The sequence below is a fragment of the Arthrobacter sp. UCD-GKA genome (assembly GCF_001863355.1).
In the GTDB taxonomy this organism is placed as follows: Bacteria; Actinomycetota; Actinomycetes; order Actinomycetales; family Micrococcaceae; genus Paeniglutamicibacter.
Window position 1 is genome coordinate 204185 of the sequence record NZ_MOLR01000004.1, and the last position, 26286, is coordinate 230470.

The window sequence follows — 26286 nt, forward strand, 5'->3', positions numbered from 1 at the left end:
TCTGGAGCTTCCCGGCACAGTATCGGGTTGCCGACGCAACCCGGCGGACCTACCTGCTGAAGGTCCCGAGCACCTCGTTCAGCGCCTCGGTGGACGAGGGGTGCGTGAAGATCGAATCGCGCAGCGTGGCCGAGGTGACGCCCTGGCGCATGGCCAGGGCGACCAGGTTGATGACCTCCTGCGAATCCACATGCATCAGGGCAGCGCCAAGGACCAGGTCCGTGTTGGCATCGACCACGAACTTGATGATGCCGCGGGGATCGCCCACAATCTTGGGCCGCGGCATCGCGGCGATCTCGGCGACCTTCTTGACGGCGACCTTGATGTCCAGTCCCCGGGCACGGGCCGCTTCCTCGCTGAGCCCGACGCGCGCCAACGGCGGGGTGGTGAAGATGGTGGAGGGAACCGCCACGCGGTCGGCGGTGGAACGTGCTCCGGCGCCCAGGATCGCATCGGCGACGATCCTGTTGTCATCCAGGGAAACGTAGGTGAACTGGGGTCCGCCGTTCACGTCGCCCAGCGCGTACACGCCCTCGGCGGTCGTGCGGAGGTAGTCGTCCACCTTGATGGCCCCGGAATCCGTGCGCTCGATTCCCGCGGAGGCCAGGTCCAACCCGTCGGTGGCCGGGGTACGGCCCAGGGCGATGAGTACGGCGTCGGCCTCGATCTCGTGTGTCTGGCCGTCTTGCACGTAGGAAACCCGGGCGCTGCCGGCGTCCTGTCCGATGCCCTGCACGCTGGCGCCGGTGCGGACCTCGACGCCCACATCCCCAAGCGCGCCGATGACCTCGGCGGCCACGTCTTCGTCTTCCTTTTTCAGCGCCCGGGGCCCGCGATCCAGCACCGTGACCTTCGATCCGAAGTGCGCGAACATGGATGCGAACTCCGTGCCGACGTATCCGCCGCCGACCACCACCAGGGATTTGGGCAACGGCGCGTGCTGCAGCGTCGTGGAGTCGTGGATCCGCCCGCCGATGCGCACGCCGCCGAGGTCCGGGACCTGCGGAACTGCTCCGGTGTTGATGATGATCCGTTTGGCGCCCAGCTCCAGGGTCTCGTCGCCGGCCTGGATCCTGATGCGGCGCGGGCCGATGAAGGCGGCCCGCCCGGTGATGGTCATGACCGAATCAAGGTCATCGAGCATGGAGAAGTTCTTGGCCCGCATGGCGGCGGTGAGCTTGTCCCGGCGCTGCACGGCCGTGTCGAAGTAGCCGGGATCGAACCCGTTGCCGGTGCGGGTCTCCGCGTCGTGGATCAGGGCCTTGGTGGGAACGCAGCCGATGTTGATGCAGGTGCCGCCATACATCCGGTCCGAGGCCTCGACGATGGCCACGCGTTGCCCGGCGCGGGCCATGGTCCCGGCCAGGGTCTTTCCGCCCTTGCCCCAGCCGATGACAATCAGATCCAGTTCGTATTCCATCAAGCCGTCCTTGCTTCGGGAATTATCGTGTTGACTAGACTCGAGTGTGCTCCGCCGCGGTGCGGGCGGTCAAGAAACCAGGGTTCTTCACAGTCAACCCGTTGAAACGCTGCTCCCAAGCCGTTGAAATGCTGACCTCTATTCGGCCACCTTGAACACGCCTTGGGCACCGCGTTCGGCATCGACCATCACGTGGGATACGAAGGGATAGTTTCCTGCCTCGGGGAACTGCAGTTCCACGAATCCGCCCTGCGCCACGCCGAGCGCAAGGGCCTGGCTTCCGCCGCCCCCACCCTCGCGGTCATCGAGCAGGTAGTTTCCCTCGAGCCAGGTGGTGTCGAATTGCCCGCCGATCACGTGGAAGGAGGAGGCCCGGTTGGGCCCGACATCCAGCAGCCAGATCCGCACGCGTTCCCCGACCCTGGCCGGCAGCGGCCGGTGCACGTATTGCTTCGCGTAGCCGTTGAAGACCACCAGGTCCGGCTTCTCCGCGGCCAGCTTCGCGGTGTCGACCTCAGCGCCCTGGGCGCCCAGATAGAACTCGGACTGGGCCAGCACGTAGGAGCGGTCCACCTCGGGCAATCCCTCGGGCTCGATCACCACGGTGCCGAACATGCCGTTGGCGATGTGCGCGCTCATGGGCATGGTCGAGCAGTGGTACATCCAGATCCCCGCCCGGGTGGCGGTGAACGCGTAGCGCAGCGATTGGCCGGGCTGGATGGTGCGCATGGGCTCGTCCGGTGCCAGCGCACCGGCATGGAAGTCGATGGAGTGGCCCATGGTTCCGTCGTTGACCAGCGTGATCTCGAATCTGTCGCCGACCCGGCCGTGCAGCAGCGGGCCCGGCGCGGTGCCGTTGAAGGTCCAGAGTTTTTGCCGCACTCCCGGGGAGACCTCGGCAATTGCTTCCTGCGCGGTGAACGTGGCCTGGTGGACAACGGGCTTGCCGTCCTTCGGCCGTGGCGGAAGCACGGGCAGCGACGCGTCATGCGCGGTGAAGGACGCATCGGGTTCTTCCATCAAGTCTAGCGGGGCGCCTGGGGCCGACGGGGCCTGGGACGCCGGCTGGTGCAAGGACCCGTGGCCCGGGTCAGCCGCTCCGGGATCGACGCCGGGTGCCGCGGGCGTGCCGGTGGCCTTGATGTCCAGCACCATGCCCATTTGCCTGTGGCCCACGATCGAACACCAGGCCGAGACATCGGAGGTGATGACTCCGGCGTCCACGGTGGCGCTTTGGCCCGGGGCCAGCCGACCGCTGTTTGCCCCGGTTGCCAGCACCAGGTCGTGCGTTTCGGTGGCATCGGTGTTGGTCAGCTCGATGACCAGATGCGTGCCGGCGGGAACCTCGATGCTGGAGGGGGTGAAGCGCATGTCGGCGGCCTGGACCTCCACTGTCATGGTTTCGGCCGTGGTTGCCGGTGCCGCTGTGCCGGCTTCGGGAGGGGCGGGCGGTGCGGCGATGCCGGAGGCCGCCAGGTCGATGGCCACTCCCACCGCGATGGCCAGCACCACGGCGACGAGTCCGGCCATGGCCTGGCCAGCACGCTGGCCCGCGGGGCGCTCCCCTTCCGGTTCCAGGCGCACCCGTGCGGCCGGGGTTCCGGCGGGCAAGCCCAGGGCCTTGATGCCTGCGGCCGCCTTGACCTTGGCACCGCGGTGGGCCCGCAGGGCCATAAAGAGCAGCGGGAGGAAGCTTGCCATGGACACCAGGTACAGCCCCGAGCACAGCACCCGAACCAGCGAGGGAACCGGCAGCGCACACACCAGCAGCGCGGCATTCGCGGTGGACACGCGCAGCACCGCCCCGCGGTCCAGCACCGTGGTCGCGGCCCTGACCGGGGCCGGACCGCCACCCAGGACCACCGGCACCAGGTAGGACAGCGCACCGAGCAGCACCTGCGCGGCGAACCCGGCCACCAGGAACGGGGTGATGGAGGCGAACTGGCGGCCGACCACCTGCCAGTCGCCGGTGCCCAGCAGGGAAACGACCAGGGCCACCAGGCACCCGATCCACCAGCTGACAGCGCCCAGCACCGAGAGCGTGGAGAAGGTCTTCGGCGGCTTGTTCCGAGCGACCTGGATGAAGGAGGACGCCATCATCCCGAGGCCCGCAATGTAGCCGAGCAGGCCCGCCGCGGCCACAGGCAGGAGACCGAATCCGGCGCCGAGCCCCGCGGCCAGGGCAGAGGCAATGAGCACCGGCAGGGCCCGCCGGGAATTGGCCGCGGCCTGGTCGGCGATCCTGGTGCGCAGCATGGTGGGCCAGAGCGTGACCAGGGTTCCCGCCACCGTCAGGCCCACCCATCCCAGGACGTTGAGGAACGCGTGGGCCAGGGTGACCTGCTCATGGGTCGGCGAGCCGGTGCCATGGGCCAGCACGGTGCCCAGCACCGCCCCGACGGGCAGGAAGGCGGCCGCGGCGATGTAGTACTTCACGGTTGCGCCAAAGCGGGAAGGCAGGGCGCGCTGCATGCGGGCGAGCAGGTCCACCCCGTGCCAGAACACGGCCCCTGCCACCAGTGCGGCCCCGGTCGCGGTGACGGGCCAGAAGCTGGACAGCACCCCGGTGACCACCACGACGGTGCCGGCGTTGAGCATGAGAAGCCGCCAGTTCTGGGTGGCCCGGTCATGGGTCCGAGCCGGGGTGCGCAGCAGGGCGATGGCAAAGTACTGGGACCAGACCAGGATCGCGTGGGAGATCGCGCCGAGCAGCAGCAGGTGGATCATGAGCCAGCGGGGCGCGGGGATCTGGCGGTGGACCAGCGTGGCAGCCACGAGGAGAACCAGCCAGAGGGCCACCGGCAGATCGCGCATGGGCCAGAAGCCCCTGGACGGGTTCTTGCTCATCATTCTGGCTTCCGTAGCGTTATCGGTAGGCCGGAGCGCGGAGGTTGCGCTGCGGGGTTGGTGTCGGGCAATGGTCTTGCCACCTCCGGCGGGCCGATGCCCAGCAACTTGGGCGCAAGCAAGGATTTGCCGGGTCCGGGAGGCTCAGCGGCAGGCGGCGCTGGTGCCACAGTCTTCGGCCGGGGCTCGCCCATCAGCACGGAGGCGACGGCCAGGACCAGGAAAAGCAGCAGAGCCAGGACGTTGGCCGCGCCCCCGGCGCGCCAGGCCCAGTCGTATCCAAGTCCGTTGCCGATCCACAGCCGCAACGCCAACCCCGCCCACAGCAAGGTCGCCGGGACCCACATCATCGGGCGATAGGGCAAGGGGCGGCGCAGGATCGCGGGAAGGATGCTCGAGGAGTGTGCAATGACCATCGAGATCGTGAATCCCAGGAACACTGCGTGGATGACCGTGTCGTAGGCGGCCCGGGTTGCGGGGAATCCGAAGCACCAGGTGATAGCGGCAACCAGCAGCCATCCGTAGCCGGCGAGCATGCAAGTGGCCATGAACCGGGTGGCTCCGGTGGCGCGGATGGTGCGGCGGGCAACGTCGTGGGCGGCCAGCCACAACACCAGCACGGCAAGGACCAGGCCGAACCCGACTGATCCCCACGCCGGGTTCAGCAACGAGGCCGCTACCGCGAAGGTGAGCAGCCAGGACAGCTGGAGCGCCCGGGTTCCGGCCAGCGGACCCATGGAGATGCGTGCCAGTTCCACGCGCTCGCCCGCGATGCTCAGCACCAGGAAGGCTGCCAGCCAGGGCAGCAACAGGGCCATTTCCACCCCGCCGAGCCACAGGATCGCGGCACCTGTGCCCAGTGCAGCACCCAGCAGCTGGATGAGCACGGAGTGGTCGCGCTGTCGGCGCCAGAGCGGCAGGTAGACCCACACAAGAGCCGCCATCCCGGCGAGCAGGCCCAGCTTTCCGGCGTAACGCGGCACGTTGGAAAGCAGCAGGAGAGATCCGACCCCCAGCAGCAACGGGCTGAGGTAGCCGGCGCGCCGACCCAGGGCCACCGCGCGTTCAAGAGCGACCAAGGTTCCCACGAACCCCAGGGCCAGCACCATGCCGTGGACCTCGCTCCAGTGGGCTGCGTTCAGCGGAGCGGGCAAATCCAGGAGAAGCAAGGCTGCGTTCAGCCCGGCCAGCAGGCTCGCGGCAGCGGGCACCATGAACAGGGTGCGTGCCGGGATCGGCCGGGGCTTGGCTTGGATGGATTTTCGGGCGGCATTCATTCGGAGAGGGTTTCGCTGGCTGCGGCGCGCAGGTGCAGGGCGCACTGGCCGGGGGCCGAAAACGGCAACAGGGTGCTGGAGGAGCCGTCGAGTCCCATCTCGGCGAAGGCCCCCTGGATGATCCCCAGGTGGACGCCACAGACGATGTCCGGGTGCTTGCTGGCCGCTTCAATGAGCGGACAGCGGGTCAGCACCACGTGTTCGTTGGAGGCATCGGGTTCAGGGGCGAATCCGACTTCTTCAAGCATGTCGACCAGGTGGGACCGGGCCGCCTCCGCCGGGCGGTCGCCATGGTGCTCGCCTTGTTGCTTGAGCGTCAGTTCCCTGCCCCAAACCTTGCCTGCACCCACCGCATCCTGGACCGGATGCGCACTTGTTTCATGCAACACGGTGGCCAGGGCGGAGGCCAGGGAGGCATAGGGCGAATGCTCGATGGGTTTCTTGGCTTCCCAGAGCCATGCGGGACGGCCACGGCCTTCCGAGACGGCGCGCTCGCGGCTCAGGTAGCCGTCGCGCAACAGATCCTCGAGATGAGCCCGGACGGTGTTTTCATGCAGCCCACAGGCGCGCGTGATGGCAGCGATCGTGGCGGGGGCCGATTGCGCTTCCAACAGCTCAAGGATCCGCAGGCGCGTGGGCGAGAGCGGGCGCCCGAAAGACGTGCGTCTGGTCCGGGCCGGTGAACGATCCGAGGGACCGGTCACGGGGTGGCCAAGGCGGCAAATGACAGGCGACGGCGACTACGATTGTTTTCCACGTAGTTAACTGTAATAAAATGATTCGAAGGTTACCAGTCGACGCTGGAAACCGAGACCCCACTTGATCAAAGGAACCCCATCATGGCTGACATTGTTATCTCCTCCAGCAAGGAAGAAGCCGAGAAGCAGACCCAACCCGCGGCCCACGAGTGCGCCTGCGGCGATCATGATGCCGAACTTCCGGAGCTTGACGCCCGGTCCATCCCACACGCGATCCGCCACGCCACGATCTTTGGAGCCCTGGATTCCCTTGCCGCGGGTGCCGGCCTGGTCCTGGTGGCGCCGCACAACCCCCTGCCGCTGCTGGACCAGCTCGAAAGCCGGGCGCCCGGCGCATTCGAGATCAGCTACCTCGAAGAGGGGCCGGAGGCCTGGCGCCTGCAACTGGTGCGCAAGGCCTAGAAACCCCGGAGGAAGACCTATGGGGCCCGGCCGACACGGCCTGACCCCACAGCTCCGTGCCTTGGCACGCCCGATGCCGGCGCGCCAAGCATGCGTTCGCTATTGCCCGGCGCTGTCCGCTCCGGCGATATTGACCATCCAGTCGACGCCGAACTTGTCGGTGAGCATGCCGAACCAGTCGCCCCACGGGGCCTGAGCGAGTTGCTCTCCGATCTTGGCTCCGTCGATGAGCTTCTCCCAGTAATTTGTCAATTCTTCCTTGTCGTCGCCGCTGAGGGTGACGGAGATGGCGGTTCCTCCCTTCCATTCCATGGAAGCGGGGGTGTCGGCGGCCATCAGGTTCAAGCCGTTGGGTGCACGCAGGTGCCCGTGCATGATCTTGTTGTTGTCGTCGTCCGGGTAGTCCGTCTTGGCGAACTCGAAGTCCGCGAAGGGACGAAGGTCCAGCTCGCCACCGAAGACCGACTGGTAGAACTCGAGCGCGGGACGCGCCGTGTCGCGGAAGCTGATGTAGGGGTTGAGGATCGTGGCCATGGTGTTCTCCATCGTTTGGCGGGGTTCAACAACTAGCAATTCTGCCCGGCACACCCGCTCCCCGGAACCCTTGCGGGCGGATGTTTGCCGGGTATCCGCCGGGAAACGGGCAGGGGCGAATGGTGCCGCGGCCCCGCCCGCTTCGAAGCAGGGCTTGGCAACGGCCGCGCCGATGCCGCACCCCGGGAAATCCCGCGGCAACCAGGATGTCGAAGCGGAAGATCGCAACTAAAATGAATGACATGACTTCACCGTTTTCCGATTCCCGTCCCGACCCGGGATCGGCCACCGACTCCACCGCACTCGATCCGCTGATCGAGGATGTGGAAAAAGAGTTCTCCATGATGGTCGTCAAGGCGCGCCAGGCCATCCGCAGGCGCGCCGCCTCCATCCACCCGGAGCTCCAGCCCCTGGGCTACAAGGTGCTCTCCATCCTGGCCCGCGAACAGGCCCAGCAGCAGATCATCCTGGCCGAGGAACTCCAGGTGGACAAGGCCACAATGAGCCGGATGATCAAGTGGCTCGAGGCCAAGGAACTGGTGACCCGTGTACCGGACCCGAATGACGGACGGGCCATGCTGGTCAGCATCACAGACGCGGCGCGGGCCGGCGTGACAGCCTCGAGCGCCGCCTCGCGCCAGCTGCTGCGCAACAGGCTGATTTCCTGGGAACCCGAGGAAATCAAGCGCTTCTCCGACCTGCTGGCCCGGCTCAATGCGAACGACCAGCCCCAACACCGCAAATAACTTGGCTCCATGGAGTTCCCGGCCCCGGCCCTTCACACCGAAGGGCCGGGGCCTCTTTCATGCCCGGCGCCAGGGGCGCCCGCTTGGTACCGAGGACCACACGTGCATCAAAGCCGGAGCCTCCGGCACACCAGGCCGTCCAGCAGTTCGAAGATTATTCGTACATCTCGATTGAAGCGGCCATTCCCATTCGCCCAACAGCCTCATGTCGCGGCCTCAGCGGACACTTGTTCGACGAAAGGCGATTTTGTCGTGACGATTTGTTAAGCACCCACCTTGCCTCCGTGGTGCGGCTTCGGGAAGACTCATCAGCAGAATCACGAGTTCCCGCCATTCACGACCCTGGTCGGCGGGACGGCAACCCTCTTCGTCATAGCGGGGTGCTCCAGGTGAAGATTCGACGCCGCCCGACCGGGCCGGCGTAAGTATGGCGCCGTGCGAGCGCATGCGCCAACCACGAAAGGATCCGTTTCCCATGTCCGAAACCCTGATCGAAAACACCCTGGACTCCGTTCGCGCAAAGAAGCTCACCGCAGCCGGCACCGCCTGGGGCGAGCGCATCTCGCAGAACACCACCAGCGCTGCCCTGACCTTCAAGGCCAGCGGCGTGTCCACCGGATCGGTCTCCAGCGAGATCACCGCCGGCAAGCACCGCTTCATCGTCGACGAGCCCGAGGCATTGGCCGGGGACGACGTTGCAGCCAGCCCCGTCGAGTTCGCCTTGGGCGCGCTGATCTCCTGCCAGGTTGTGGTCTACCGTCTCTACGCGCACCAGCTGGGCCTGAAGATCGACTCGCTGGAAATCAACGCCGATGCGGACCTGGATGTGCGCGGGCTGTTCGGCATCGAGAAGACCGTCCGCCCCGGCTTCGGCGAGGTCCGCCTCACCGTGAAGATCCAGGGCCCGGAAACCCGCGAGCGCTACGAAGAGCTCCAGGCTGCCGTGGACGAGCACTGCCCGGTTCTGGACATCTTCACCAACCCGACGCCGGTGAGCGTCGAATTGGTCACCGCAAGCTAGCGCCACCATGATCCGGCCGCGGGCCGGTGCCGATCGAGGGGATCGGCACCGGCCCGCGGCTCTTGGTTTCCGCCAGCGCCCGGGTGCCGGTTATCCCTCGGTCGAGGTGATCTCGTTGGGCACCTCGGGCAGGTCGACGGTGCCGGAGACCTTGCCGGTCTTCAGGTCCACGAGGTGCAGCTGCTTGCTTTCCGGTTCGGTGACGTAGGCGATTGGGCCGGAAACGTGCACCGTCGGGCGCGGCTGCTGCCAGTCGACCGGCTCCTCCCACGCCTCGACCACCGCGATGGCCTTCTTTTCCTTGCCCGTCTTCACGTCGTAGACGTGCAGCTTGCCGTCGGTGCCCAACAGCAGTGCGTCGCCCGAGGCGCTGCGGGCCAGGGAGCGGAACGAGTAGCTGTAGTCGATGTCGATGAGTTTCAGGGAATTGGACGCGGTGTCCGTCAGCGAAAAGGTGCGCGGGCGTTCAAGCTCGGCGTCCTTGTCCGTCTTGTAGTCCCCGAGCACCACGGTGGAGGCCGCGGATCCGGCCTGGTTGCCGATCCGACCGTAGGCGTCCGGGGCGTCAAGCTTGGCAATCTTGTCGCCCTTGATGACCAGGATGCCGTCCTCGCAACCCACCACCATGGCCTCGTCCTTGGCGACAGCCTCGCCGTGGACACCCGGGCACTGCGTGGACTCGGACACCGTGGTGCGTCGGTGTCCGGCGTCCGGGGCGGAGAGCAGCTTCACCGCGTTGACGGCCTCGGCATTGCCGTCGGTGACCATCAGCGTCCCGTCCCCGCGCCGCACGGCCACGCCGTGGTGGGCCTCGGGCAGTGCAACGTCGTCGGTGCGCGGCAGTTCATGGTTGGCGAGCTTGGCGGATTCGAAGATGTTGATCTTGCCGGTGGCGTCGTCGAAGAGGGCTGTGTGCCCGGCATGGACCACCGCGTGCCCGGGCTTCCCGGCCGGGAAGACCAGCTCGGTCAGCGACGGTTCGGAGACGTAGTGGTGTGAGTGCTCCCCGTGCTTCTCGGACCAGGCCCCGGCATCCAGGACCCTGAATCCCCCGGCGGTGGAGACGAGCACACGGCGGCCATCGCCCGCGGGATTGACGCGGTTGAAACCCGCAAGCTTGTGCTCCGAGAGGACCGAGCCGTCGCGCGCATCGGCAACCAGCAGCCCCCCGTCGTAGGTCAGCACGAGCCGCGGCGTGGCCGAGCCTGCCTCGGACACCACCGGAGCCGGGGCCGATGGCGCGGCCTCGCTTCCGGGTGCGGCCGTGCCGGGGGCCGCGGAGGCACATCCGGCCAGCAGCGTCCCGGTGGCCAGGACCGCCAGCGCTCCCCACCGCCTGCGCCTGAGACGGACAGTCGAATGGGCAAGGGCAAGGGGCTTGTTGCGTGTTTTGTGATGTGACATGGCGACAACAGTAAGTTAAATGAGAATCATTCGCAAAAGCGAATCTGTTGCATCCCACCCGCCGGCCACGCAGAAGGGCGGGCGGCACCATGTCCGGCGGGCGCCGGAGGCGGCTACCTGCCCATGTCGGTCTCCTTGTAGGGAACGCCCGACTTGTCGTACGTGGTCCAGATCCCCACCTGGCGACCTCGATCCATGGCCCCGGAACGCATGCGTGTTCCGTCGACCCTGAACCATTCCCAATCCCCCTGCATTTCCCCCTCCAGCATGAAGCCGCGCGCCCACCGGCTGCCATCCTTGTGGAGCTTTTCAAAGGGTTCCGGTTCCGGCCTGTTTGCCGCGTTTTCCGTGGTCATGATCGAATCGTGCCACAGGCCCTGGTCCGCTCCTCCTCCCGGCACGCGCCCGGGGATCCAAAAAGCATCAAAGAACTCTTTCACTTGGTGGATCCGCTCGGTAGTATCAGCCCCACGTGCCCCCGGCCTGCGCCATCGGCCGGGAACACGCCACTCGTCACTATTCTTGAGGGAGAACCACGTGTCCGAGAAACATCAAATGCGGCGCAGCGCCCTGGTCGCGGCCGCAGCACTCACGCTCATGGCATCCACCGCCGTAGCCGGGCCGGCCACGGCCGCCCCGGAGAACCCAAGCGCACAGGGACAGTCCAGCAAGCAGGAGAACGCGCCGTCCACCACCATCGAGCTGGTGGGCATCAACGACTTCCACGGCCGCATCGAGGCCAACGGCGCCGAGGCCGGAGCCGCAGTGCTGGCCGGAGCCGTAAAGGACTACAAGTCCAAGAACCGCAACACGCTCTTCGTCTCGGCGGGCGACAACATCGGTGCCTCCACCTTCACGTCCTTCTCCCAGCAGGACAACCCCACCATCGACGCGTTGAAGGCAGCGGGGCTTGACGCCTCCGCGGTCGGGAACCACGAGTTCGACCGCGGCTTCGACGACCTGCTCAACCGGGTCATCCCCCGCTATGGCAACGGGGACGCTGCAGCCGGGGCCGACTACGCACTGGGCGCAAACGTGTACCTGAAAGGAACCAAGACCCCGGCGCTGAAGGAATACACGCTCAAGAAGCTCAACGGCGTCACCGTCGGCCTGATCGGCACCGTGACAGACCAGACCGCCTCGCTGGTCACCCCGGCCGGCATCTCCGGACTGGACTTCGGCGACCAGGTCGAGGCGGCCAACCGGGTCGCCGCGCAGCTGAGCGACGGGGACAAATCCAACGGCGAGGCCGACGTGCTGGTGCTGCTCACCCACGAAGGCTCGTCAAGCAGCAATTGCGCCAGCATCGGCACCGAGGACACCGCCTACGGGGACCTGGTCCGCGAGGCCTCGGGAGAGATCGACGGAATCGTTTCCGGCCACACCCACATCGGCTACTCCTGCGCTTACCCGGTCCAGGGCTGGGCCAAGGGGCTTGAGCGCCCGGTGCTCCAGGCGCACCAATACGGCACCACGCTCGATACCCTGAAGATCACCGTCTCCAAGAAGCACAAGCAGGTCACCGGCCTTGAGGGCGGGCTGATCTCGCTGACCACCATCGCCTCCGACGGCACCACGGTGCCGCGCTTCGAAGCCGTGCCCGGGGTCGCCAAGATCGTCGAGGCAGCCAGTCGGCAAGCCGAGGTCGTCGGCGCCCAGAAGATCGGCAACATCAGCGCCAGCATCCTCCGCGGCGGAACCAACGGCTCGGACCGCGGCGTCGAATCCTCCCTGGGCAACCTCGTGGCCGACATGCACCTGTGGGCGACGTCCAACGAGAACTTCGGCGGCGTCCCCGCACAGATCGCCTTCATGAATCCCGGCGGCCTGCGCGCGGACCTGCTCTACGGCACGGACGGAACCGTGACGTACAAGGATGCGGCTTCCGTGCAGCCCTTCGGCAACACGCTGTTCACCATGGACTTGACCGGCGCGCAGATCAAGTCGGTGCTCGAGGAGCAGTGGCAGCCCGACGGCGCGAGCCGACCCAAGCTGCACCTGGGCATTTCCGGGGGCTTCAGCTACACCTACAACCCGAATGCGGCGCGCGGGGAGCACATCGTTTCGATGAGCTACCAGGGGGAACCCGTCGCCAACGACGCGGTGTTCCGCATTGTCACCAACTCGTTCCTGGCCGCCGGCGGAGACAACTTCTTCACCTTCGCCCAGGGCGCCAACGTGGCCGATTCGGGCCAGATCGACCTCGTGGCCGGCATCGAGTACTTCCAGGCGCACCCGATGGTTGATCCTGCGCCGCTGGGCCGGGCGCAGGTCGCCCAGTAGACAGGGCAGGCAAAAGCGAGCCTCCACCCGGCGGAGGGTCGCTTTTGCCTGCCGAGACCATTCGGCACGGCGGAATTCCACCTTCATGGACCCGGCGACTCCCAGGCCAGACACCTCCCCTGCAGCCATCGGGACCCGGAATCCTCCGTGGCAGATCCCGGAACTTCCCAGAGCCACCAGCCAGGTCGCGGGCGCCGCCCGCCGACGGGGCCCAACGGCTGGCACGATTCCCCTTTTGTGACAATTACGCGTCATAATAGGACGAATCCGCATCATCAAAAGCGGCGTCGCCTTCATGACCAGGGGCCCTTGACCGGCGCTTGAAGACGGCTCATCAGAGTCCGACAGACTCCAGGTCAACGACTGTGGCATGGTCTTGATCCAGTTAGACCATTCGCCGGGAAGCCGTCTGTGCATCAGCAACGCTGTGTCTTGAGACACGCAAGAGTAAGGTCATTCGTTCCATCATCTGTGGCTCACGGCCCCGGATTCGCACCGCCGCAGCTCGTGCGCTACTGTCCCCCGGCTCCCAAAACGGCTTCCTTTCCGGCTTTCGCCGTCGACCGCACGGCGACCCCGGGCGCATTGCCCGGACCGGTGCCGATAGCACCCCGTGGCCCGAATGTGAGCCGGGTCGCATCGATGCCCCCGGGTGGTGTTGCATGACATCCATGAGCAGAACTTCAACAGAAATCCGGCCGGCTGCAACGGCGCAACCGGAAGCTTTCCTGGCCACCGGGGCCGACACCGGTCCCGGCAAGCCGGACAACGAACTCAAGCGCGGGCTCAGCAGCCGCCACCTGCAGATGATTGCCATCGGCGGTGCGATCGGCACCGGGCTGTTCGTCGCCTCCGGCGGCACGATCTCCCAGGCCGGCCCCGGCGGCGCACTGGTCGCCTACGCATTGGTCGGCCTGATGGTGTTCCTGTTGATGCAGTCCCTGGGCGAGATGGCAGCCAAGATCCCGGTCGCCGGTTCCTTCCAGACCTTCGCCACCCGCTTCGTCTCCCCCTCCTTCGGGTTCGCGATCGGCTGGAACTACTGGTTCAACTGGGCCATCACGGTGGCCGCCGAACTGGTCGCCGCTGGGATCATCATGGACTTCTGGTTCCCGTCGGTGCCCGGGTGGGTCTGGGCCGGGGTATTCCTGCTCGTGCTCACCGGCCTCAACGCCCTCTCGGCCAAGGCCTTCGGCGAATCCGAGTTCTGGCTCTCGCTGATCAAGGTCGCGGCCGTGGTGCTCTTCCTGATCGCTGGGGTGCTGATGATCTTCGGCATCCTCGGGGACAACTCCCCCGGGCTGAGCAACTGGCAAAACCGCGAGGACGTCTTCCACGGAGGCTGGGTCTCGATCATCTCGGTCTTCATGATCGCCGGGTTCTCCTTCCAGGGCACCGAGCTGGTCGGCGTGGCCGCCGGCGAGGCGAAGAACCCCCGGCGCGAGGTCCCCCGGGCCATCCGCAACGTTTTTTGGCGCATCATGATTTTCTACATCGGCGCCATCTTCATCATCGGCTGCCTGGTCCCCTTCACCGACCCGAGCCTGCTGGCCTCCGGCGAGGCCGACGTCGCGGCATCCCCGTTCACCCTGGTCTTTTCCCGCGCCGGCATTGCCTTTGCCGCGGCGCTGATGAACGCGGTCATCCTCACCGCCATCCTGTCGGCGGGCAACTCCGGGCTGTATGCCTCCACACGCATGCTTTATTCCATGGCCCACGACGGCAAGGCACCGAAAATCTTCGGTCGGACCAACTCGCGCGGCGTGCCGATTCCCGCGCTGCTGGCCACCGCCGCGGTGGGACTCTTCGGGTTCCTCTCCGCCATCGTCGGCCAGGGCGCCGCCTACGCCTGGCTGTTGAACGTCTCGGGCCTGTGTGGCTTCATCGTGTGGGCCGGGATCGCGATCTCGCACTACCGCTTCAGGCGCGGCTTCCTGGCCCAGGGCAACAAGGTCAGCGACCTGCCGTACCGCGCTTCGTTCTTCCCCATCGGGCCGCTGCTGGCGTTCGCGGTGCTGATCCTGGTGATCGCCGGGCAGAACTACGAGGCGGTCCTTGCCGGGCGGGGCATGGAGGTGCTCTCCTCCTACATCGGTCTGCCGATCTTCCTGGGACTGTGGCTCGTCCACCGCTTTGTCACCAAGTCCAAGGTGGTGCCATTGCTCGAAATGGACCTGGCCGCGCCGCAGGACGTCGAAGACGAGCTCGCCTCCAAGGCGTAGCCCGGCCCCGTCGGCCGGGGAACCTACTGCACGCGCTGCGGGGTTCCCCGGCGATAGCCGCTGGCCACGACACCGAGCCAGAGCTGGATTCCGGCAACGAGAATCAGCAGCAGCAACGGCAAGGTCCAGTCGCCGCTGAGAGAGTACAACAGGCCCATGCCGAACGGCCCGCTGGTGGCCACCAGGTACCCGACCGACTGGGCCAGGGTGCTCATTGCGGTGGTTTCCTCGGAGGTGTCCCCGCTGTAGGAGATCACCAGCAGCACCAGAGGGAACACGGAGAACCCGATTCCCATGGCGACCGCGCACAGCCAGGCGAACGAGAGCGGCAGCCACACCAGGCCCGCCAGTCCTGCGGCGACCATGACCGAACACATGATGAAGGCCCCGCGCAGCATTCCGTGCTTGTTGACGAGCCAGAGGGAAAGCATGGTTGCGGGGATCGTCATGGCCTGCAGCGCCCCCAGGATGATCCCGGCATCGGCGGACGACATGGACCGCGAGATCAGGATGCTGGGCAGCCAGCTCATCATGGCGTAGGCCATCAGTGCCTGGACGGTGAAGAGCCCGGTGATGACCATCCCGCGCCGGGTGCGGATGAGCGAGAGCGGGCTGGCCCCCGATGGCGACGGTGCGGCGGCGCGGTCCGCGCGGGCCATGACCATGAACGGCAGGAACGCCAGCACGGCGGCCACCGCCAGGAAGCTCCAGGTGGCAAGCCCCATGGTCGGCGAGCCGGCGGCCACCGCCAGGGGGACGCTCAGGGCCGAGGCGGCGGTGGCACCCACCGACATGGTGATCGTGTACAGACCGGTCGTCATCGAGGTCTTCTGGGCAAAGTTCTCGCGGATAAACGACGGCATGGCAACATTGCACAGCGCGATGCCGCACATGGCCGCCACCGTTCCGGCCAGCAATGCCCACGTGGTCGGCAATGCCCTGAATGCCAGCCCGGCGGCAAGCACGCCCAGCGCGAGCAGTATCGTTCCGGAGAGGCCAAGGCGCCGGGCCAGCCACGCCGTCGCCATCCCGGCGACGGCAAAAACCAGGGTGGGGATCGATGGCAGCAGCGCCGTGACGAACGGGCCATAGCCCAGGAATTCCTGCAGGTCCAGGAAAAGCGGTGAAGCACTGGTGATGCCCGCACGCAGGTTCAGCCCGACCAGAATCACGGCGAGTAACGACAACAACATGAATCCACGGGACGCCGGCCGCAGAACCTTGAGCGGACTGTCGGCTGCCGGATTTTCCATCTTGGACATGCTCACAGATTACTGGGCAAGTCCTTGCGGGAGACGGCGAACCGGGGGCAAGGTTGCTCACATCGACGCGGCGCTACTTCTCTTGGGTTTCCGCCCGAAGGGAAATCGCGCGGCAACCCCGCGGACCAGGCCTACCTGGCTTGCGATCCCGCCGGAAGCCACAGCTGCGCCTGTTCCCCGGCTGCTTCCAGGGTGGACAGTGCCTCGCCCAGATTCACACGCGCCATGAGCAGTGCGCCCATGGTCAGCCCCGCGACGATACGGGCCCGGGCAAGAACCATCGCGTCGGTTTGCGTCGGGTCGGCTGCGCGCAGGGCGCCGGCAACGCCGTCCCGCAATTCGACCTGGTACCCATCGATCAACAGCCTCAGCGCCTCGTCGTTTCCCGCGATGCCCGCCGCAGTGTTCAGCAACAGGCATCCTCGGTTTGTGGTCTGGTCCGCCGTCTTCTCCAAGGCATCGGACAACGAGGTCAGGTAGGTCGAGATGCCCTCGGCAGGGTGTGCCGGGTTGTGCAACAGGGTCAGGCGAGGTCGCAGGATCGTATCCATGTAGTCCTGGATCACCGCGTCAAAGAGTCCCCGCTTGGAGCCAAAGCCGTGATAAATGCTTGAACGGCCAAGTCCCGTGGCGGCCTCAAGATCCGCGATGGATGTGGCGTCGAATCCCTTGTCCCAAAATACGCGCCGGGCATCGCCAAGCGCCTTGCTGGTGTCGAATTCTTGCGTTCTGGCCATGAGACCCGGATCCCCCTGCTTTGTGTAACGGTCATTCCAGTATATATTGGAACGATCGTTACACAATCACTCGTTCAACCTAGGGGCGCACCAGATGCTGCTGACAACCATGATTTTCTCCGGACTGGCCGCGGCAATCCATGTGTACATCTTTGTATTGGAGTCCCTGCGCTGGGACCTCCCCTCCACACGCAAGGCGTTCGGCATCAAAACGGACGCCGAGGCAAGCGCGACCAAGCCGCTGGCTTTCAACCAGGGGTTCTACAACTTGTTCCTGGCCGTTCTCACGGTCCTCGGCATGGTCCTGGTGATTGCTTCGTCCACGACCGTCGGAGCAACGTTGATCTTTGCAGGCACCGGCTCGATGGCGGCAGCGGGGATGGTCCTGCTCTTTTCCTCGCCCAAGCTTGCCCGCTCGGCGATCCTCCAGCTCACGGCTCCCACCCTGGCCATCATTTTTGGCCTGTTTGCCTTCACCCGCTAAGTCCCCCAAATTCCTCTCTGCATAGGAGCCTCGATTACATGTCCACTTCCACCAGCACCCAGATCCACCTCGCCAGCCGCCCCACCGGGTGGCCTACGGACTCGAACTTCTCCACCGTCACGGTGGAACTGCCCGACCTCGCCGAGGGCGAGATCCGGGTGGCCAACGAGTTCATTTCCGTTGACCCTTATATGCGCGGGCGCATGAACGACACCAAGTCATACGCTGCGCCGTATGCCCTCGACGAAGTCATGACGGGTGGAGCGGTAGGCCGCGTGGTCGAATCGCGCGCCGAGGGATTCAGCATCGGCGATCCGGTGCTTCACCAACTGGGATGGCGGGACCGCTCCCAGGCCGGGGCAGGCAACTTCCGCGTGGTCCAGGACATTCCCGGCCTGCCGCTGTCGGCCTACCTCGGCATTCTGGGCATGACGGCCTTCACCGCCTATGTCGGGTTGACCGAAATCGCTGGCCCCAAGGACGGCGACACGGTCTTCATTTCCGGCGCAGCCGGGGCCGTCGGCAGCGCGGCAGGCCAGATTGCTCGCCTCAAGGGCGCCAAGCGTGTCATCGGCTCCGCCGGCAGCGCGGCCAAGGTCGATCTGCTGACCGAAAAGTACGGCTACGACGCCGCCTTCAACTACAAGGACGGACCGGTCCGCGGGCAGTTGCACGAAGCGGCACCCGAAGGCATCGACGTGTATTTCGACAACGTGGGTGGTGAACACCTGGAGGCTGCACTGGATGCGTTCAACCCCGGCGGCCGGGGCACCTTGTGCGGGGCCATCTCCGTCTACAATTCGACAGAGGCCCCCGCGGGTCCGCGAAACATGAGCAACATGGTTACCCGGGGACTAACCCTGAAGGGATTCACCGTGGGGAACTATGCCGAACACTACCCGGCATTCATGGCCGACATGTCCGTATGGATTGCTCAGGGGAAGATCGTCTTCGACGAGACCGTCATCGAGGGCCTGGACAACGCGGTGCAGGGGTTCTTGGACCTCATGCGCGGCGCCAACACCGGCAAGATGGTCATCAAACTCTAGACGGCCCCGGCGCCATTCAGAGCTGCCTGGACTCCGTGTAGAACCACTCGATGTGCTCGCGCAGGAGCCTGGCGGCCAGCGGGCCGTCACCGTCCGCAACCGCCTGGTGGATGCCGTGGTGTTGGGCTCGAAGGACCTTGGCGATCTTCTGCCAGGCGGCGTCGCTGGCCACGGACTCGCTGACGTAGTCGCTGATCGACAGGCGCAGCGATTCCATCATGGCCTCGATGACGGCGTTGCCGGCAAGCGATGAGAGCAGCACATGGAATTGGGAGTCGAGGTCGTGAAATTCCTCGCGGTCAAGGCCCGGCATGTCCATGGCCTCAAGCAGCTCGGCGGTCCGCCGCAACACCGCGGCGCTGCGTTCGGGGTCGCTGGCCAGGTCGGCGGACTCGGCCGCCCAGGTTTCCAGCAGGATTCGGGATTCGACGATGTCGGCAACGGAAAGCTGGCGCGAGGCAACATGAAGCCGCAGTGTCGCCGACAGTCCCACCGCGGGATCGGAAATGACGACGGCGCCGGAGTTGGGCCCGGACCCGGTGGAGGTGCGCACCATGCCCATGGCATCGAGGATGCGGATGGCATCCCTGACCGATGCCCGGGAAATGCCGTGGGTTTCGGCCAACGAGCGTTCGCCGGGCAACTGGTCGCCGATCTTGAGCTTTCCCGAGCGAAGGTCGGCCTCGATGGTGGTTAGGACCGTCTCGTAGGCCCGGGCCGGCTGCGGCGAATTCCTGGTTGTGCTTTTCACTGCTTCTTGTCCCCATGGTCATTGCTCATGTTTGGCCCCTTGGCCAATCAACGAATCATCCAAGCCTAATGGGTTGCGAAGCCGGCCGCGGCCCCGTGGATCGGCGATACTCCTCGCCGATCCACGGGACCGCTTGCCGGCCGTCGCGGCCGGTCTTGCCGCGTCCGCTTTAAGGGGTCGGCAACATCCAGCTCAGGATCGGCGTGGACTGCAGATACACCAGCACGCACAGCACCAGAAGCATGCCCACGGACCAGCCGGCGACCTTCTTCAGGATGACCGACTCCTTGCCTTCCATGCCCACCGCGGTGGCGGCGATGGCCAGGTTCTGCGGGGAAATCAGCTTGCCGACGACACCTCCCGAGGTGTTGGCGGCGACCAGCAGGTTCGGATCGATTCCGGCGTTGATGCCGGCAGTCTGCTGCAGCTTCGCGAACAGGGCATTGGCCGAGGTGTCGGAACCGGTGACGGCCGTGCCGATCCAGCCCAGGATCGGGGACAGGAACGCGAAGAAGGCGCCGGTTCCCGCGAGCCAGGTGCCGATGGTGATGGTCTGCCCCGACAGGTTCATGACGTAGGCCAGGGCCAGGACCGAAAGGATCGTGGTGGCGGCCCACCGCATGTTGTAGATAGTGCGCCCGATTTCCAGGACGGCATCCGAAACCTTGATCTTGTACTTGCCGCCTGCGTCGTTCAGCGAATAGACGATCGCGACAATCAGGCCGGTGAACAGCAACAGGGTTCCGGGATTGGAGAGCCACTGGAAGTTGTAGATCGTCGAGGAAACCGGGTTTCCCTCGCCGTCAAGCACATGGCCGTAGAGCATGGGCCACTTGACCTTCACGTCGGTGGAGGCCAGCGCGCCCGGGACGTTCACGCCCAGCTTCCAGAGCTTGGCAATGCCGAAGACGACGATGACCAGCAGGTAGGGGAAGAGCGCCAGGAAGGTCGGGCCAGCCTGAAGTTTTTGTTCGTGTCCGTGGTAGACGGTGGCCGAACCGGAGACGGCCTTGCCGCCGTCGCCTGCTTGATCCGCGCCCTGGGCAGCTTCGCCCACAAGAACGCGGGCGCGTGCCTCGTCGCGGCCCTTCGGGGTCCAGAACCGCAGGAAGATTACCGCTGCTCCCAGACCTGCCAGCGAGGCGACGATGTCGGTGAGTTCATAGGAGAAGTAGGTGGCGCAGAGGAACTGTGCGACGGCGAAGGAGCCGCCGATGACCAGCGCTGCGGGCCAGACTTCCTTGACGCCGCGTTTTCCGTCGAGGATGAACAGCAGCAAGGTTGGGACGAAGATTGCCAGCAGCGGTGCCTGGTGGCCGACGATGGCGCCGATGTGGTTGGCGTCCAATCCTGTCAGGCCGGCGGCGGTGGTGATGGGGATGGCCACGGCGCCGAAAGCGACGGGGGCGGTGTTGGCCACCAGGACCGCGGCAGCGGCACGCAGCGGGGCCATGCCCAGGGCCAGGAGCATCGTGGCGGTGATGGCCACCGGAGCGCCGAACCCTGCCAGCGCTTCGAGCAGGCCGCCGAAGCAGAAGGCGATCAGGATGGATTGGATGCGCACATCCCCGCCGCCGATCACGTCGAAGACGCGGCGCAGGTCCTCGAACCGCCCGGAGACGACGGTGACCTGGTAGAGCCAGATCGCCATGATGACGATCCAGACCACGGGGAAGGCGCCAAAGACCGCGCCCATGACCCCTGACATCAGGGCCATGCCCACCGGCATCTTGAAGACAAAGACGGCGACCAAGATGGCAACGAGCAATGAGGCCAGGCCGGAGACGTGCGCCTTGGCCTTGACCACGGCCAGCATGATGAAGAACGTCAACAGCGGCAACAGGGAAATGATGGCGGAAAGCGCAATGCTTCCGGCCAGCGGATCTGTGGATGGTGTGAAAGTGTCCACTGGGCGTCCTTCGCGTTGGGAGTGGAGCGCGGATAAGGGATTTGTGGTGGACGCCTGTAGACATCCGTGGTCGGACCACTATGGTCCGACCACAACAGCATAACCCAGGATCCGGCCCGATGGTGAGTGGTGTCACAGAAATTTTTCGCGGTGCGCACTCGCTGGACGTGGGCCCGATCACGCCATAGTATGGTCAGACCACATCAAATCCTCGGCACAGCACGCCGGAAGGGCCATTGAATGAAAATCGCACTTTTCGCCACCTGCATCGTTGATGCCATGTACCCGCAAACCGCGCGTGCCACGGTCAAGATCCTTGAACGGCTGGGCCACGAGGTCATCTTCCCCTCCGGCCAGGCATGCTGCGGCCAGATGCACATCAACTCCGGTTACATGGACGAGGCACTTCCGGTGGTGGCCAACCACGTGGCGGCCTTCGAGGCCGAAACCTACGACTTTGCGGTTGCACCGTCCGGGTCCTGCGTCGCCTCGGTCAAGCACCAGCACCCCATCCTTGCCGAACGCTGCGGCGACGCCGCGCTGAAGGCACGTGCCGAGGCCGTGGGCGCCAAGACCTACGAACTCTCCCAGCTTTTGGTCGACGTCCTGGGCGTCACCAATGCCGCCGAACAGCTCGGTTCGCACTTTGCGCACAAGGTCACCTACCACCCCTCCTGCCACGGCATGCGCTCGCTGCACCTGGGCGACCGCCAGCTGGACCTGCTCAAGAGTGTCGGCGGCATCGAGGTTGCCGACCTGCCCGAGGCCGACCAGTGCTGCGGGTTCGGCGGAACCTTCTCCATGAAGAACGCCGACGTGTCCTCGGCGATGCTCGAGGACAAGGCCAAGAACATCGAATCCACCGGCGCCTCGCTGTGCTCCGGCGGAGACGCCTCCTGCCTCATGCACATCGGCGGCGGGCTCTCGCGCACCAAGTCCAGCACCACCACTCTTCACTTTGCGGAGATCCTGGCCAGCACCATGGCCGAACCCGTCTCCGTGACGGGCGAGGTATTCGTAGGAAAGGGAGGCAAGTAAATGAGCAACGTCTTCATGGGAATGCCGAGCCTGCCGGTTTTCGGCGACGGCAACCTGCACATCGACGAGCCGTTCCCGGCCGCGGCGCACCGCGAACTGGGCAACACCCAGATGCGCGCCAACCTGCGCCACGCGACCCACACCATCCGCGACAAGCGCCTCAAGGTCGTGGGCGAACTTCCCGACTGGGAGGAATTGCGCGACGCCGGAGCGGCAACCAAGAACCAGGTCATGGCGAACCTGCCGGCCCTGCTTGAGGAGTTCGAAAAGAACTTCACCGCCCGCGGCGGAATCATCCACTGGGCCCGCGATGCCGACGAGGCCAACCGGATCGTCTCGGACCTGATCAAGGAACAGGACACCGACGAGGTCGTCAAGGTCAAGTCCATGGCCACCCAGGAGATCGGGCTCAACGAGTACCTCGAGGAGCAGGGCATCTCCGCCTTCGAGACCGACCTGGCCGAGCTGATCGTCCAGCTGGGCCACGACAAGCCCAGCCACATACTGGTCCCGGCCATCCACAAGAACCGCACCGAGGTGCGCGACATCTTCCTGGCGGAAATGCCGAACGTGGACCCGAACCTGACCGACGAGCCGCGCCTGCTGGCGATGGCCGCGCGCGAGCACCTGCGCCGCAAGTTCCTCTCCGCCAAGGTCGCGGTCTCCGGGGCCAACTTCGCCCTGGCCGACTCCGGCACGCTGGCGGTCGTCGAGTCCGAGGGCAACGGGCGCATGTGCCTGACCCTGCCCGAAACGCTGATCACCGTCATGGGCATCGAGAAGCTGCTGCCGGGCAAGGAGGACCTCGAGGTCTTCATGCAGCTGCTGCCGCGCTCCTCCACCGGCGAGCGCATGAACCCGTACACCTCTCTGTGGACGGGCGTCACCGAGGGCGACGGACCGCAGAACGTGCACCTGGTGATGCTGGACAACGGCCGCACCGCCGCACTGGCCGACAAGTACGGGCGCACCGCGCTGAACTGCATCCGCTGCTCGGCCTGCATGAACGTGTGCCCGGTCTACGAGCGCACGGGCGGCCACGCCTACGGCTCGACGTACCCGGGACCCATCGGCGCGATCCTCACCCCGCTGCTCACCGGCATCAAGTCCGAGGAGAACAGCTCGCTGCCCTACGCTTCCTCGCTCTGCGGTGCCTGCTTCGACGCCTGCCCGGTGAAGATCAACATCCCCGAAATCCTGGTGCACCTGCGCGGCGAGGACGTGGATTCCAAGCGCGGCGAGAAAATGCTGCCCAGCCAGATGGACCTGATGATGAAGGGTGCCCAGTGGGCCTTCTCCTCCGGAAAGCACCTGGGCCTGCTGGAAAAGGGCCTGCCGCTGGGCAAGCTCGCCGCCGGGCGCGACAAGAAGATCAAGCGGCTTCCGGGAATCGCCGCAGGCTGGACCCAGTCCCGCGACATCCCCGCTCCCCCGACGCAGTCCTTCCGCGACTGGTGGAAGAAGGACCACGAGCCGGTTGCAACCACCAATGAGCAGGAGAAATAGCCACAATGAGCGCCAAGGAAGAAATCCTCTCCCGCATCACCTCCGCCCTGGGCGATGCCCCGACGCCGGAGCCTATCCCCCGCGAGTACCGCACCACCTCGGACATGCCGCTGGCCGAGCTCATCGAACTGCTGGTCGACCGGCTCGAGGACTACAAGGCGCACGTCGACGTCGTGGATTCGGCGCAGCTTTCGGCAACGATTGCCGACCGGCTCAAGGACGCGACCAGCTTTGTGGTGCCGCACGGCATCGACGAGACCTGGCTGGCCGATGCCACGCCGGACGGCGATGCGCGCCGCCGCACCGACGCCCCCGGCGCGGTGCTGGGCATCCCGGAGCTGGATTCCACAGACGCGGTGCTGACTTCATCGGCCGTCTCCATTGCCGAGTCCGGCACCATCGTGCTTGACGGCACACCCGACCAGGGCCGCCGTGCGATCTCGCTGGTCCCGGACCACCACGTGTGCGTGGTTCCGGCGTCCACGATCGTGCGTCTGCTGCCCGAGGCCCTGCCGCGCATGGACATCACCCGTCCGCTGACCTGGATCTCCGGTCCCAGCGCGACCAGCGACATCGAGCTCGAGCGCGTCGAGGGCGTGCACGGCCCGCGCCGGCTGGACGTCATCATCGTCAAGGGGCTGTAGGCTCCACCACACACTCCAAGAGGTGGCCCCCGGGTGGTTCCGGGGGCCACCTCTTGGCCTTTTCCGCACGGTCGCGCGAGCCGGCGCCCGCCGATCACTCCCTTCCCGATGGCCTTGGTGGCCGCGTCGGCCCCACCCCGGGTGGGCGTCACGTCCGCGATCGCGGATCCATCGCCGGCTTCACCCGGTCACACGCTGTGTCAATCGTGGGTTCGGATCCTGCAGCTAGGCTCCCCCGACATCGCGGCGGCGCAGCGCGAATACGGCGAGCGCAACGAAAAGCACGTTCAGGCCCGCCAGTCCCCACAACGCGCTCCAGTCCACGCCGTTGGCCACGGGCTGCCCGCCGAGCGCCCAGTGGTACGGGGAGAAGGCGTGCATCCACTGCAGGTCCTCGCCCTGGTTGCCCAGCGCGTTGAGCATGTAACCCCCGACCGCCACCAGGGCGCCGGCCGCTGTTCCGTGGGTCCGGTGCCCACCCGCGGCCCCGCCCAGCAGCGCCGCCGTTCCGCCGAGCAGCACCAGCAGCAGGAACTGCGCCACCGCCTGGAAGAGCGTCCCGGGATCAAGTCCCAGCTCCGAGGGCCCGTTCAGCGCCAGCACCCCCACGTAGATCACCGCCATCAGGAAGGCCATGCGCAGCAGCAGCGCCAGGGACCGTTCCAGGACCACCTGGGTGCGCGTCACCCCGTGGGCGAGCGTGAGCTCGAGCAGGCCAGCATCCTCGTCCTCGCCGATGGCCGCCGCCCCGGTGCCGATGGCCACGGCCGAGGAGAGCATGAATCCCAGCAGGCCGAAGAAAGTCGCCTGGGCGTATCCGGCGCCCGTCGCGATCTGGTCGTAGTTCAGGGCCCGGATCAGCTCCTCGGGCAGGGAGGCGAGCAGTTTCGCCATGTCCGGGCCGGCCATGGACGGGTACAGCGGAAGGTAGAGCGCAAGCACGGACACGAACACCAGGGCCCAGACGAGTGTGGAACGCCAGGTGTCCAGCAGCGCCTTGCTCATCAGCGGCAGGAACGGGCGGCGGGCGGCGGGCGTCATGGCCGCGGCTCCCCCGCGCGATGGCGTCCGTTGCCGGGAGGTGAGCCGTAGAGCTCGAGCACCGCTTCCTCCAGGTCCGGTTCCTCAAGGACCAGGTCGAGCACCTCGATCCCGGCCAGGGCGTGCAGGAGCGCACCGACCTCGCCGGAGAAACGCGCCTCGAGTGCGCAGCCCCCTTCGCCGAGCCGTTCGGTGTCCAGCAGCTGAAGGCCGGGGAGCGGTTCCAGTGCCGCGGCCAGCGTCTCCGGGTCGGTGGCGGCCAGGACGCGCAGCCGGCGACGGGCACCTGCCCGCAGCTCTTCGACGGTGGCGGTGCGTACGATCAATCCGTCGCGCAGGATCGCCACGCGGTCCGCCGCCTGTTCGATCTCCCCGATCAGGTGGGAGGAGAGGAAGAGCGTCTGCCCGCGCCCGCGGGCATCCTCGACCATCCCGAGGAACTCCCGCTGCATCAGCGGGTCCAGTCCGGAGGTGGGTTCGTCGAGGATGAGCAGCTCCGGATCGTGCATGAATGCCTGCACCAGTCCGAGTTTCTGCTTGTTGCCCTTGGAGAGCTTGCGCGACTGCCGGTCCAGCTCGAGTCCCAGCCGTGAGGCGAGTTCCTCGACCCGGCCGGGGGCCACGGGTCCGCTGATGGCGGCAAAGTGGTCCATCATCCTCCGCCCGGTGATCCGCCGTTCCAGGGCGAGTTCGCCCGGCAGGTACCCGATGCGGCGGCGGATCTCCGGGCCCGCGCGGCGCGGATCGGCGCCCAGCACCCGCACCTTTCCGGCCGTGGGCCTGATGATGTCCAGCAGGCAGCGCATGGCGGTAGTCTTGCCGGCACCGTTGGGCCCGATCACCCCGAAGACGCTGCCGCGGGGGATCTCGAAGTCAATGCCGCGCAACGCCTCGCGGTGGGCGAAGCGCTTGGCAAGGCCCTGCACCTCGATGACGTTCTCCATGCAGCTT

The 26286-nt window shown here is 66.3% G+C and carries 23 protein-coding genes and 1 riboswitch; of the genes, 10 read left to right on the plus strand and 13 right to left on the minus strand.

The annotated features are described in order from the left end of the window. Window positions 1–49 precede the first annotated feature (49 nt). From BLJ79_RS07235 to BLJ79_RS07250, 4 genes are all read right to left on the minus strand, one after another. Window positions 50–1420 carry an FAD-dependent oxidoreductase gene (locus BLJ79_RS07235; protein ID WP_071214047.1) on the minus strand — a complete coding sequence of 457 codons (1371 nt, stop codon included), beginning with the start codon at window positions 1418–1420 and terminating at the stop codon, window positions 50–52. Between the two features lie 138 nt (window positions 1421–1558). Beyond that, entirely contained in the window at window positions 1559–4267 is a 2709-nt protein-coding gene (locus tag BLJ79_RS07240) for a multicopper oxidase domain-containing protein (protein WP_071214048.1), read from the minus strand. After that, window positions 4267–5544 (minus strand): DUF8744 domain-containing protein, encoded by a 1278-nt coding sequence (locus BLJ79_RS07245; RefSeq protein ID WP_071214049.1) that lies wholly within the window; start codon window positions 5542–5544, stop codon window positions 4267–4269. The genes BLJ79_RS07240 and BLJ79_RS07245 overlap by 1 nt, the downstream gene beginning before the upstream one ends. After that, window positions 5541–6248, minus strand: coding sequence for a helix-turn-helix transcriptional regulator (locus BLJ79_RS07250; protein WP_071214050.1), 708 nt, complete (start codon window positions 6246–6248; stop codon window positions 5541–5543). The genes BLJ79_RS07245 and BLJ79_RS07250 overlap by 4 nt, the downstream gene beginning before the upstream one ends. A gap of 135 nt (window positions 6249–6383) precedes the next feature. Between BLJ79_RS07250 and BLJ79_RS07255 the strand changes: the two genes are divergently transcribed. Beyond that, window positions 6384–6704, plus strand: a complete 321-nt coding sequence (locus BLJ79_RS07255) for a DUF2249 domain-containing protein (protein WP_071214051.1) — start codon at window positions 6384–6386, stop codon at window positions 6702–6704. A 99-nt stretch (window positions 6705–6803) separates the two neighbouring features. Here BLJ79_RS07255 and BLJ79_RS07260 read toward each other — a convergent pair whose 3' ends face one another. Continuing rightward, window positions 6804–7238, minus strand: a complete 435-nt coding sequence (locus BLJ79_RS07260) for a VOC family protein (RefSeq protein ID WP_071214490.1) — start codon at window positions 7236–7238, stop codon at window positions 6804–6806. Window positions 7239–7480: 242 nt separating this feature from the next. Here BLJ79_RS07260 and BLJ79_RS07265 point away from each other — a divergent pair, with 242 nt between their 5' ends. Continuing rightward, a complete protein-coding gene (locus tag BLJ79_RS07265) occupies window positions 7481–7984 on the plus strand; it encodes a MarR family winged helix-turn-helix transcriptional regulator (protein WP_071214052.1) in 504 nt (167 codons plus the stop codon). 315 nt (window positions 7985–8299) lie between these two features. After that, window positions 8300–8418: riboswitch (SAM riboswitch) on the plus strand. Between the two features lie 41 nt (window positions 8419–8459). Then, on the plus strand, window positions 8460–9005 hold the full coding sequence (locus tag BLJ79_RS07270) for an OsmC family protein (RefSeq protein ID WP_071214053.1): 546 nt from the start codon (window positions 8460–8462) through the stop codon (window positions 9003–9005). Window positions 9006–9095: 90 nt separating this feature from the next. Here BLJ79_RS07270 and aztD read toward each other — a convergent pair whose 3' ends face one another. Both aztD and BLJ79_RS07280 read right to left on the minus strand, forming a co-directional pair. Beyond that, a complete protein-coding gene (gene aztD, locus BLJ79_RS07275) occupies window positions 9096–10409 on the minus strand; it encodes a zinc metallochaperone AztD (RefSeq protein ID WP_071214054.1) in 1314 nt (437 codons plus the stop codon). Between the two features lie 113 nt (window positions 10410–10522). Beyond that, window positions 10523–10765 (minus strand): toxin-antitoxin system YwqK family antitoxin, encoded by a 243-nt coding sequence (locus BLJ79_RS07280; RefSeq protein WP_071214491.1) that lies wholly within the window; start codon window positions 10763–10765, stop codon window positions 10523–10525. A gap of 181 nt (window positions 10766–10946) precedes the next feature. On the opposite strand from BLJ79_RS07280, the gene BLJ79_RS07285 reads away from it, so the two are divergent. Both BLJ79_RS07285 and BLJ79_RS07290 read left to right on the plus strand, forming a co-directional pair. After that, a complete protein-coding gene (locus BLJ79_RS07285) occupies window positions 10947–12692 on the plus strand; it encodes a bifunctional metallophosphatase/5'-nucleotidase (protein WP_071214055.1) in 1746 nt (581 codons plus the stop codon). A gap of 671 nt (window positions 12693–13363) precedes the next feature. Next, the gene (locus BLJ79_RS07290) at window positions 13364–14914 is read left to right on the plus strand and encodes an amino acid permease (protein ID WP_071214056.1); all 1551 of its coding nucleotides are present in this window, start codon (window positions 13364–13366) and stop codon (window positions 14912–14914) included. 23 nt (window positions 14915–14937) lie between these two features. On the opposite strand, the gene BLJ79_RS07295 is transcribed toward BLJ79_RS07290, so the two are convergent. Both BLJ79_RS07295 and BLJ79_RS07300 read right to left on the minus strand, forming a co-directional pair. After that, complete coding sequence (locus BLJ79_RS07295) at window positions 14938–16107, minus strand: MFS transporter (RefSeq protein ID WP_083411158.1); 1170 nt, start codon at window positions 16105–16107, stop codon at window positions 14938–14940. Between the two features lie 200 nt (window positions 16108–16307). After that, the gene (locus BLJ79_RS07300) at window positions 16308–16913 is read right to left on the minus strand and encodes a TetR/AcrR family transcriptional regulator (RefSeq protein WP_071214057.1); all 606 of its coding nucleotides are present in this window, start codon (window positions 16911–16913) and stop codon (window positions 16308–16310) included. A 94-nt stretch (window positions 16914–17007) separates the two neighbouring features. Between BLJ79_RS07300 and BLJ79_RS07305 the strand changes: the two genes are divergently transcribed. Together BLJ79_RS07305 and BLJ79_RS07310 are read left to right on the plus strand one after the other, a co-directional pair. Next, a complete protein-coding gene (locus BLJ79_RS07305; RefSeq protein WP_071214058.1) occupies window positions 17008–17397 on the plus strand; it encodes a DUF1304 domain-containing protein in 390 nt (129 codons plus the stop codon). A 38-nt stretch (window positions 17398–17435) separates the two neighbouring features. Next, the gene (locus BLJ79_RS07310; RefSeq protein ID WP_071214059.1) at window positions 17436–18446 is read left to right on the plus strand and encodes an NADP-dependent oxidoreductase; all 1011 of its coding nucleotides are present in this window, start codon (window positions 17436–17438) and stop codon (window positions 18444–18446) included. 16 nt (window positions 18447–18462) lie between these two features. Here the strand turns inward: BLJ79_RS07310 and BLJ79_RS07315 are convergent, their stop codons facing one another. After that, window positions 18463–19197: a FadR/GntR family transcriptional regulator gene (locus BLJ79_RS07315; protein WP_071214060.1), complete on the minus strand. Its 735-nt coding sequence runs from the start codon at window positions 19195–19197 to the stop codon at window positions 18463–18465. Window positions 19198–19366: 169 nt separating this feature from the next. Beyond that, window positions 19367–21106 (minus strand): L-lactate permease, encoded by a 1740-nt coding sequence (locus BLJ79_RS07320; protein WP_071214061.1) that lies wholly within the window; start codon window positions 21104–21106, stop codon window positions 19367–19369. A gap of 240 nt (window positions 21107–21346) precedes the next feature. On the opposite strand from BLJ79_RS07320, the gene BLJ79_RS07325 reads away from it, so the two are divergent. Genes BLJ79_RS07325 through BLJ79_RS07335 form a run of 3 tightly spaced genes read left to right on the plus strand, consistent with a single transcriptional unit; the run spans window position 21347 to window position 24294 of the window. After that, complete coding sequence (locus tag BLJ79_RS07325; RefSeq protein WP_071214062.1) at window positions 21347–22144, plus strand: (Fe-S)-binding protein; 798 nt, start codon at window positions 21347–21349, stop codon at window positions 22142–22144. After that, complete coding sequence (locus BLJ79_RS07330) at window positions 22145–23650, plus strand: LutB/LldF family L-lactate oxidation iron-sulfur protein (protein WP_071214063.1); 1506 nt, start codon at window positions 22145–22147, stop codon at window positions 23648–23650. A gap of 5 nt (window positions 23651–23655) precedes the next feature. Beyond that, complete coding sequence (locus BLJ79_RS07335) at window positions 23656–24294, plus strand: LutC/YkgG family protein (protein WP_071214064.1); 639 nt, start codon at window positions 23656–23658, stop codon at window positions 24292–24294. 225 nt (window positions 24295–24519) lie between these two features. Here the strand turns inward: BLJ79_RS07335 and BLJ79_RS07340 are convergent, their stop codons facing one another. Together BLJ79_RS07340 and BLJ79_RS07345 are read right to left on the minus strand one after the other, a co-directional pair. Then, window positions 24520–25335, minus strand: coding sequence for an ABC transporter permease subunit (locus BLJ79_RS07340; protein ID WP_071214065.1), 816 nt, complete (start codon window positions 25333–25335; stop codon window positions 24520–24522). Beyond that, window positions 25332–26279 carry an ABC transporter ATP-binding protein gene (locus BLJ79_RS07345; RefSeq protein WP_071214066.1) on the minus strand — a complete coding sequence of 316 codons (948 nt, stop codon included), beginning with the start codon at window positions 26277–26279 and terminating at the stop codon, window positions 25332–25334. The genes BLJ79_RS07340 and BLJ79_RS07345 overlap by 4 nt, the downstream gene beginning before the upstream one ends. Window positions 26280–26286: the final 7 nt, after the last annotated feature.

Bases quoted from the DNA above. Each gene is read 5' to 3' on its own strand.
- BLJ79_RS07280 (WP_071214491.1), bottom strand. From the start codon at position 10,765: ATGACCACGGAAAACGCGGCAAACAGGCCGGAACCGGAACCCTTTGAA.
- BLJ79_RS07235 (WP_071214047.1), bottom strand. From the start codon at position 1,420: ATGGAATACGAACTGGATCTGATTGTCATCGGCTGGGGCAAGGGCGGA.
- BLJ79_RS07295 (WP_083411158.1), bottom strand. From the start codon at position 16,107: ATGTTGTTGTCGTTACTCGCCGTGATTCTGGTCGGGCTGAACCTGCGT.
- BLJ79_RS07310 (WP_071214059.1), top strand. From the start codon at position 17,436: ATGTCCACTTCCACCAGCACCCAGATCCACCTCGCCAGCCGCCCCACC.
- BLJ79_RS07290 (WP_071214056.1), top strand. From the start codon at position 13,364: ATGAGCAGAACTTCAACAGAAATCCGGCCGGCTGCAACGGCGCAACCG.
- BLJ79_RS07305 (WP_071214058.1), top strand. From the start codon at position 17,008: ATGCTGCTGACAACCATGATTTTCTCCGGACTGGCCGCGGCAATCCAT.
- BLJ79_RS07330 (WP_071214063.1), top strand. From the start codon at position 22,145: ATGAGCAACGTCTTCATGGGAATGCCGAGCCTGCCGGTTTTCGGCGAC.
- BLJ79_RS07245 (WP_071214049.1), bottom strand. From the start codon at position 5,544: ATGAATGCCGCCCGAAAATCCATCCAAGCCAAGCCCCGGCCGATCCCG.
- aztD (WP_071214054.1), bottom strand. From the start codon at position 10,409: ATGTCACATCACAAAACACGCAACAAGCCCCTTGCCCTTGCCCATTCG.
- BLJ79_RS07325 (WP_071214062.1), top strand. From the start codon at position 21,347: ATGAAAATCGCACTTTTCGCCACCTGCATCGTTGATGCCATGTACCCG.
- BLJ79_RS07240 (WP_071214048.1), bottom strand. From the start codon at position 4,267: ATGAGCAAGAACCCGTCCAGGGGCTTCTGGCCCATGCGCGATCTGCCG.
- BLJ79_RS07260 (WP_071214490.1), bottom strand. From the start codon at position 7,238: ATGGCCACGATCCTCAACCCCTACATCAGCTTCCGCGACACGGCGCGT.
- BLJ79_RS07270 (WP_071214053.1), top strand. From the start codon at position 8,460: ATGTCCGAAACCCTGATCGAAAACACCCTGGACTCCGTTCGCGCAAAG.
- BLJ79_RS07340 (WP_071214065.1), bottom strand. From the start codon at position 25,335: ATGACGCCCGCCGCCCGCCGCCCGTTCCTGCCGCTGATGAGCAAGGCG.
- BLJ79_RS07255 (WP_071214051.1), top strand. From the start codon at position 6,384: ATGGCTGACATTGTTATCTCCTCCAGCAAGGAAGAAGCCGAGAAGCAG.
- BLJ79_RS07265 (WP_071214052.1), top strand. From the start codon at position 7,481: ATGACTTCACCGTTTTCCGATTCCCGTCCCGACCCGGGATCGGCCACC.
- BLJ79_RS07335 (WP_071214064.1), top strand. From the start codon at position 23,656: ATGAGCGCCAAGGAAGAAATCCTCTCCCGCATCACCTCCGCCCTGGGC.
- BLJ79_RS07345 (WP_071214066.1), bottom strand. From the start codon at position 26,279: ATGGAGAACGTCATCGAGGTGCAGGGCCTTGCCAAGCGCTTCGCCCAC.
- BLJ79_RS07300 (WP_071214057.1), bottom strand. From the start codon at position 16,913: ATGGCCAGAACGCAAGAATTCGACACCAGCAAGGCGCTTGGCGATGCC.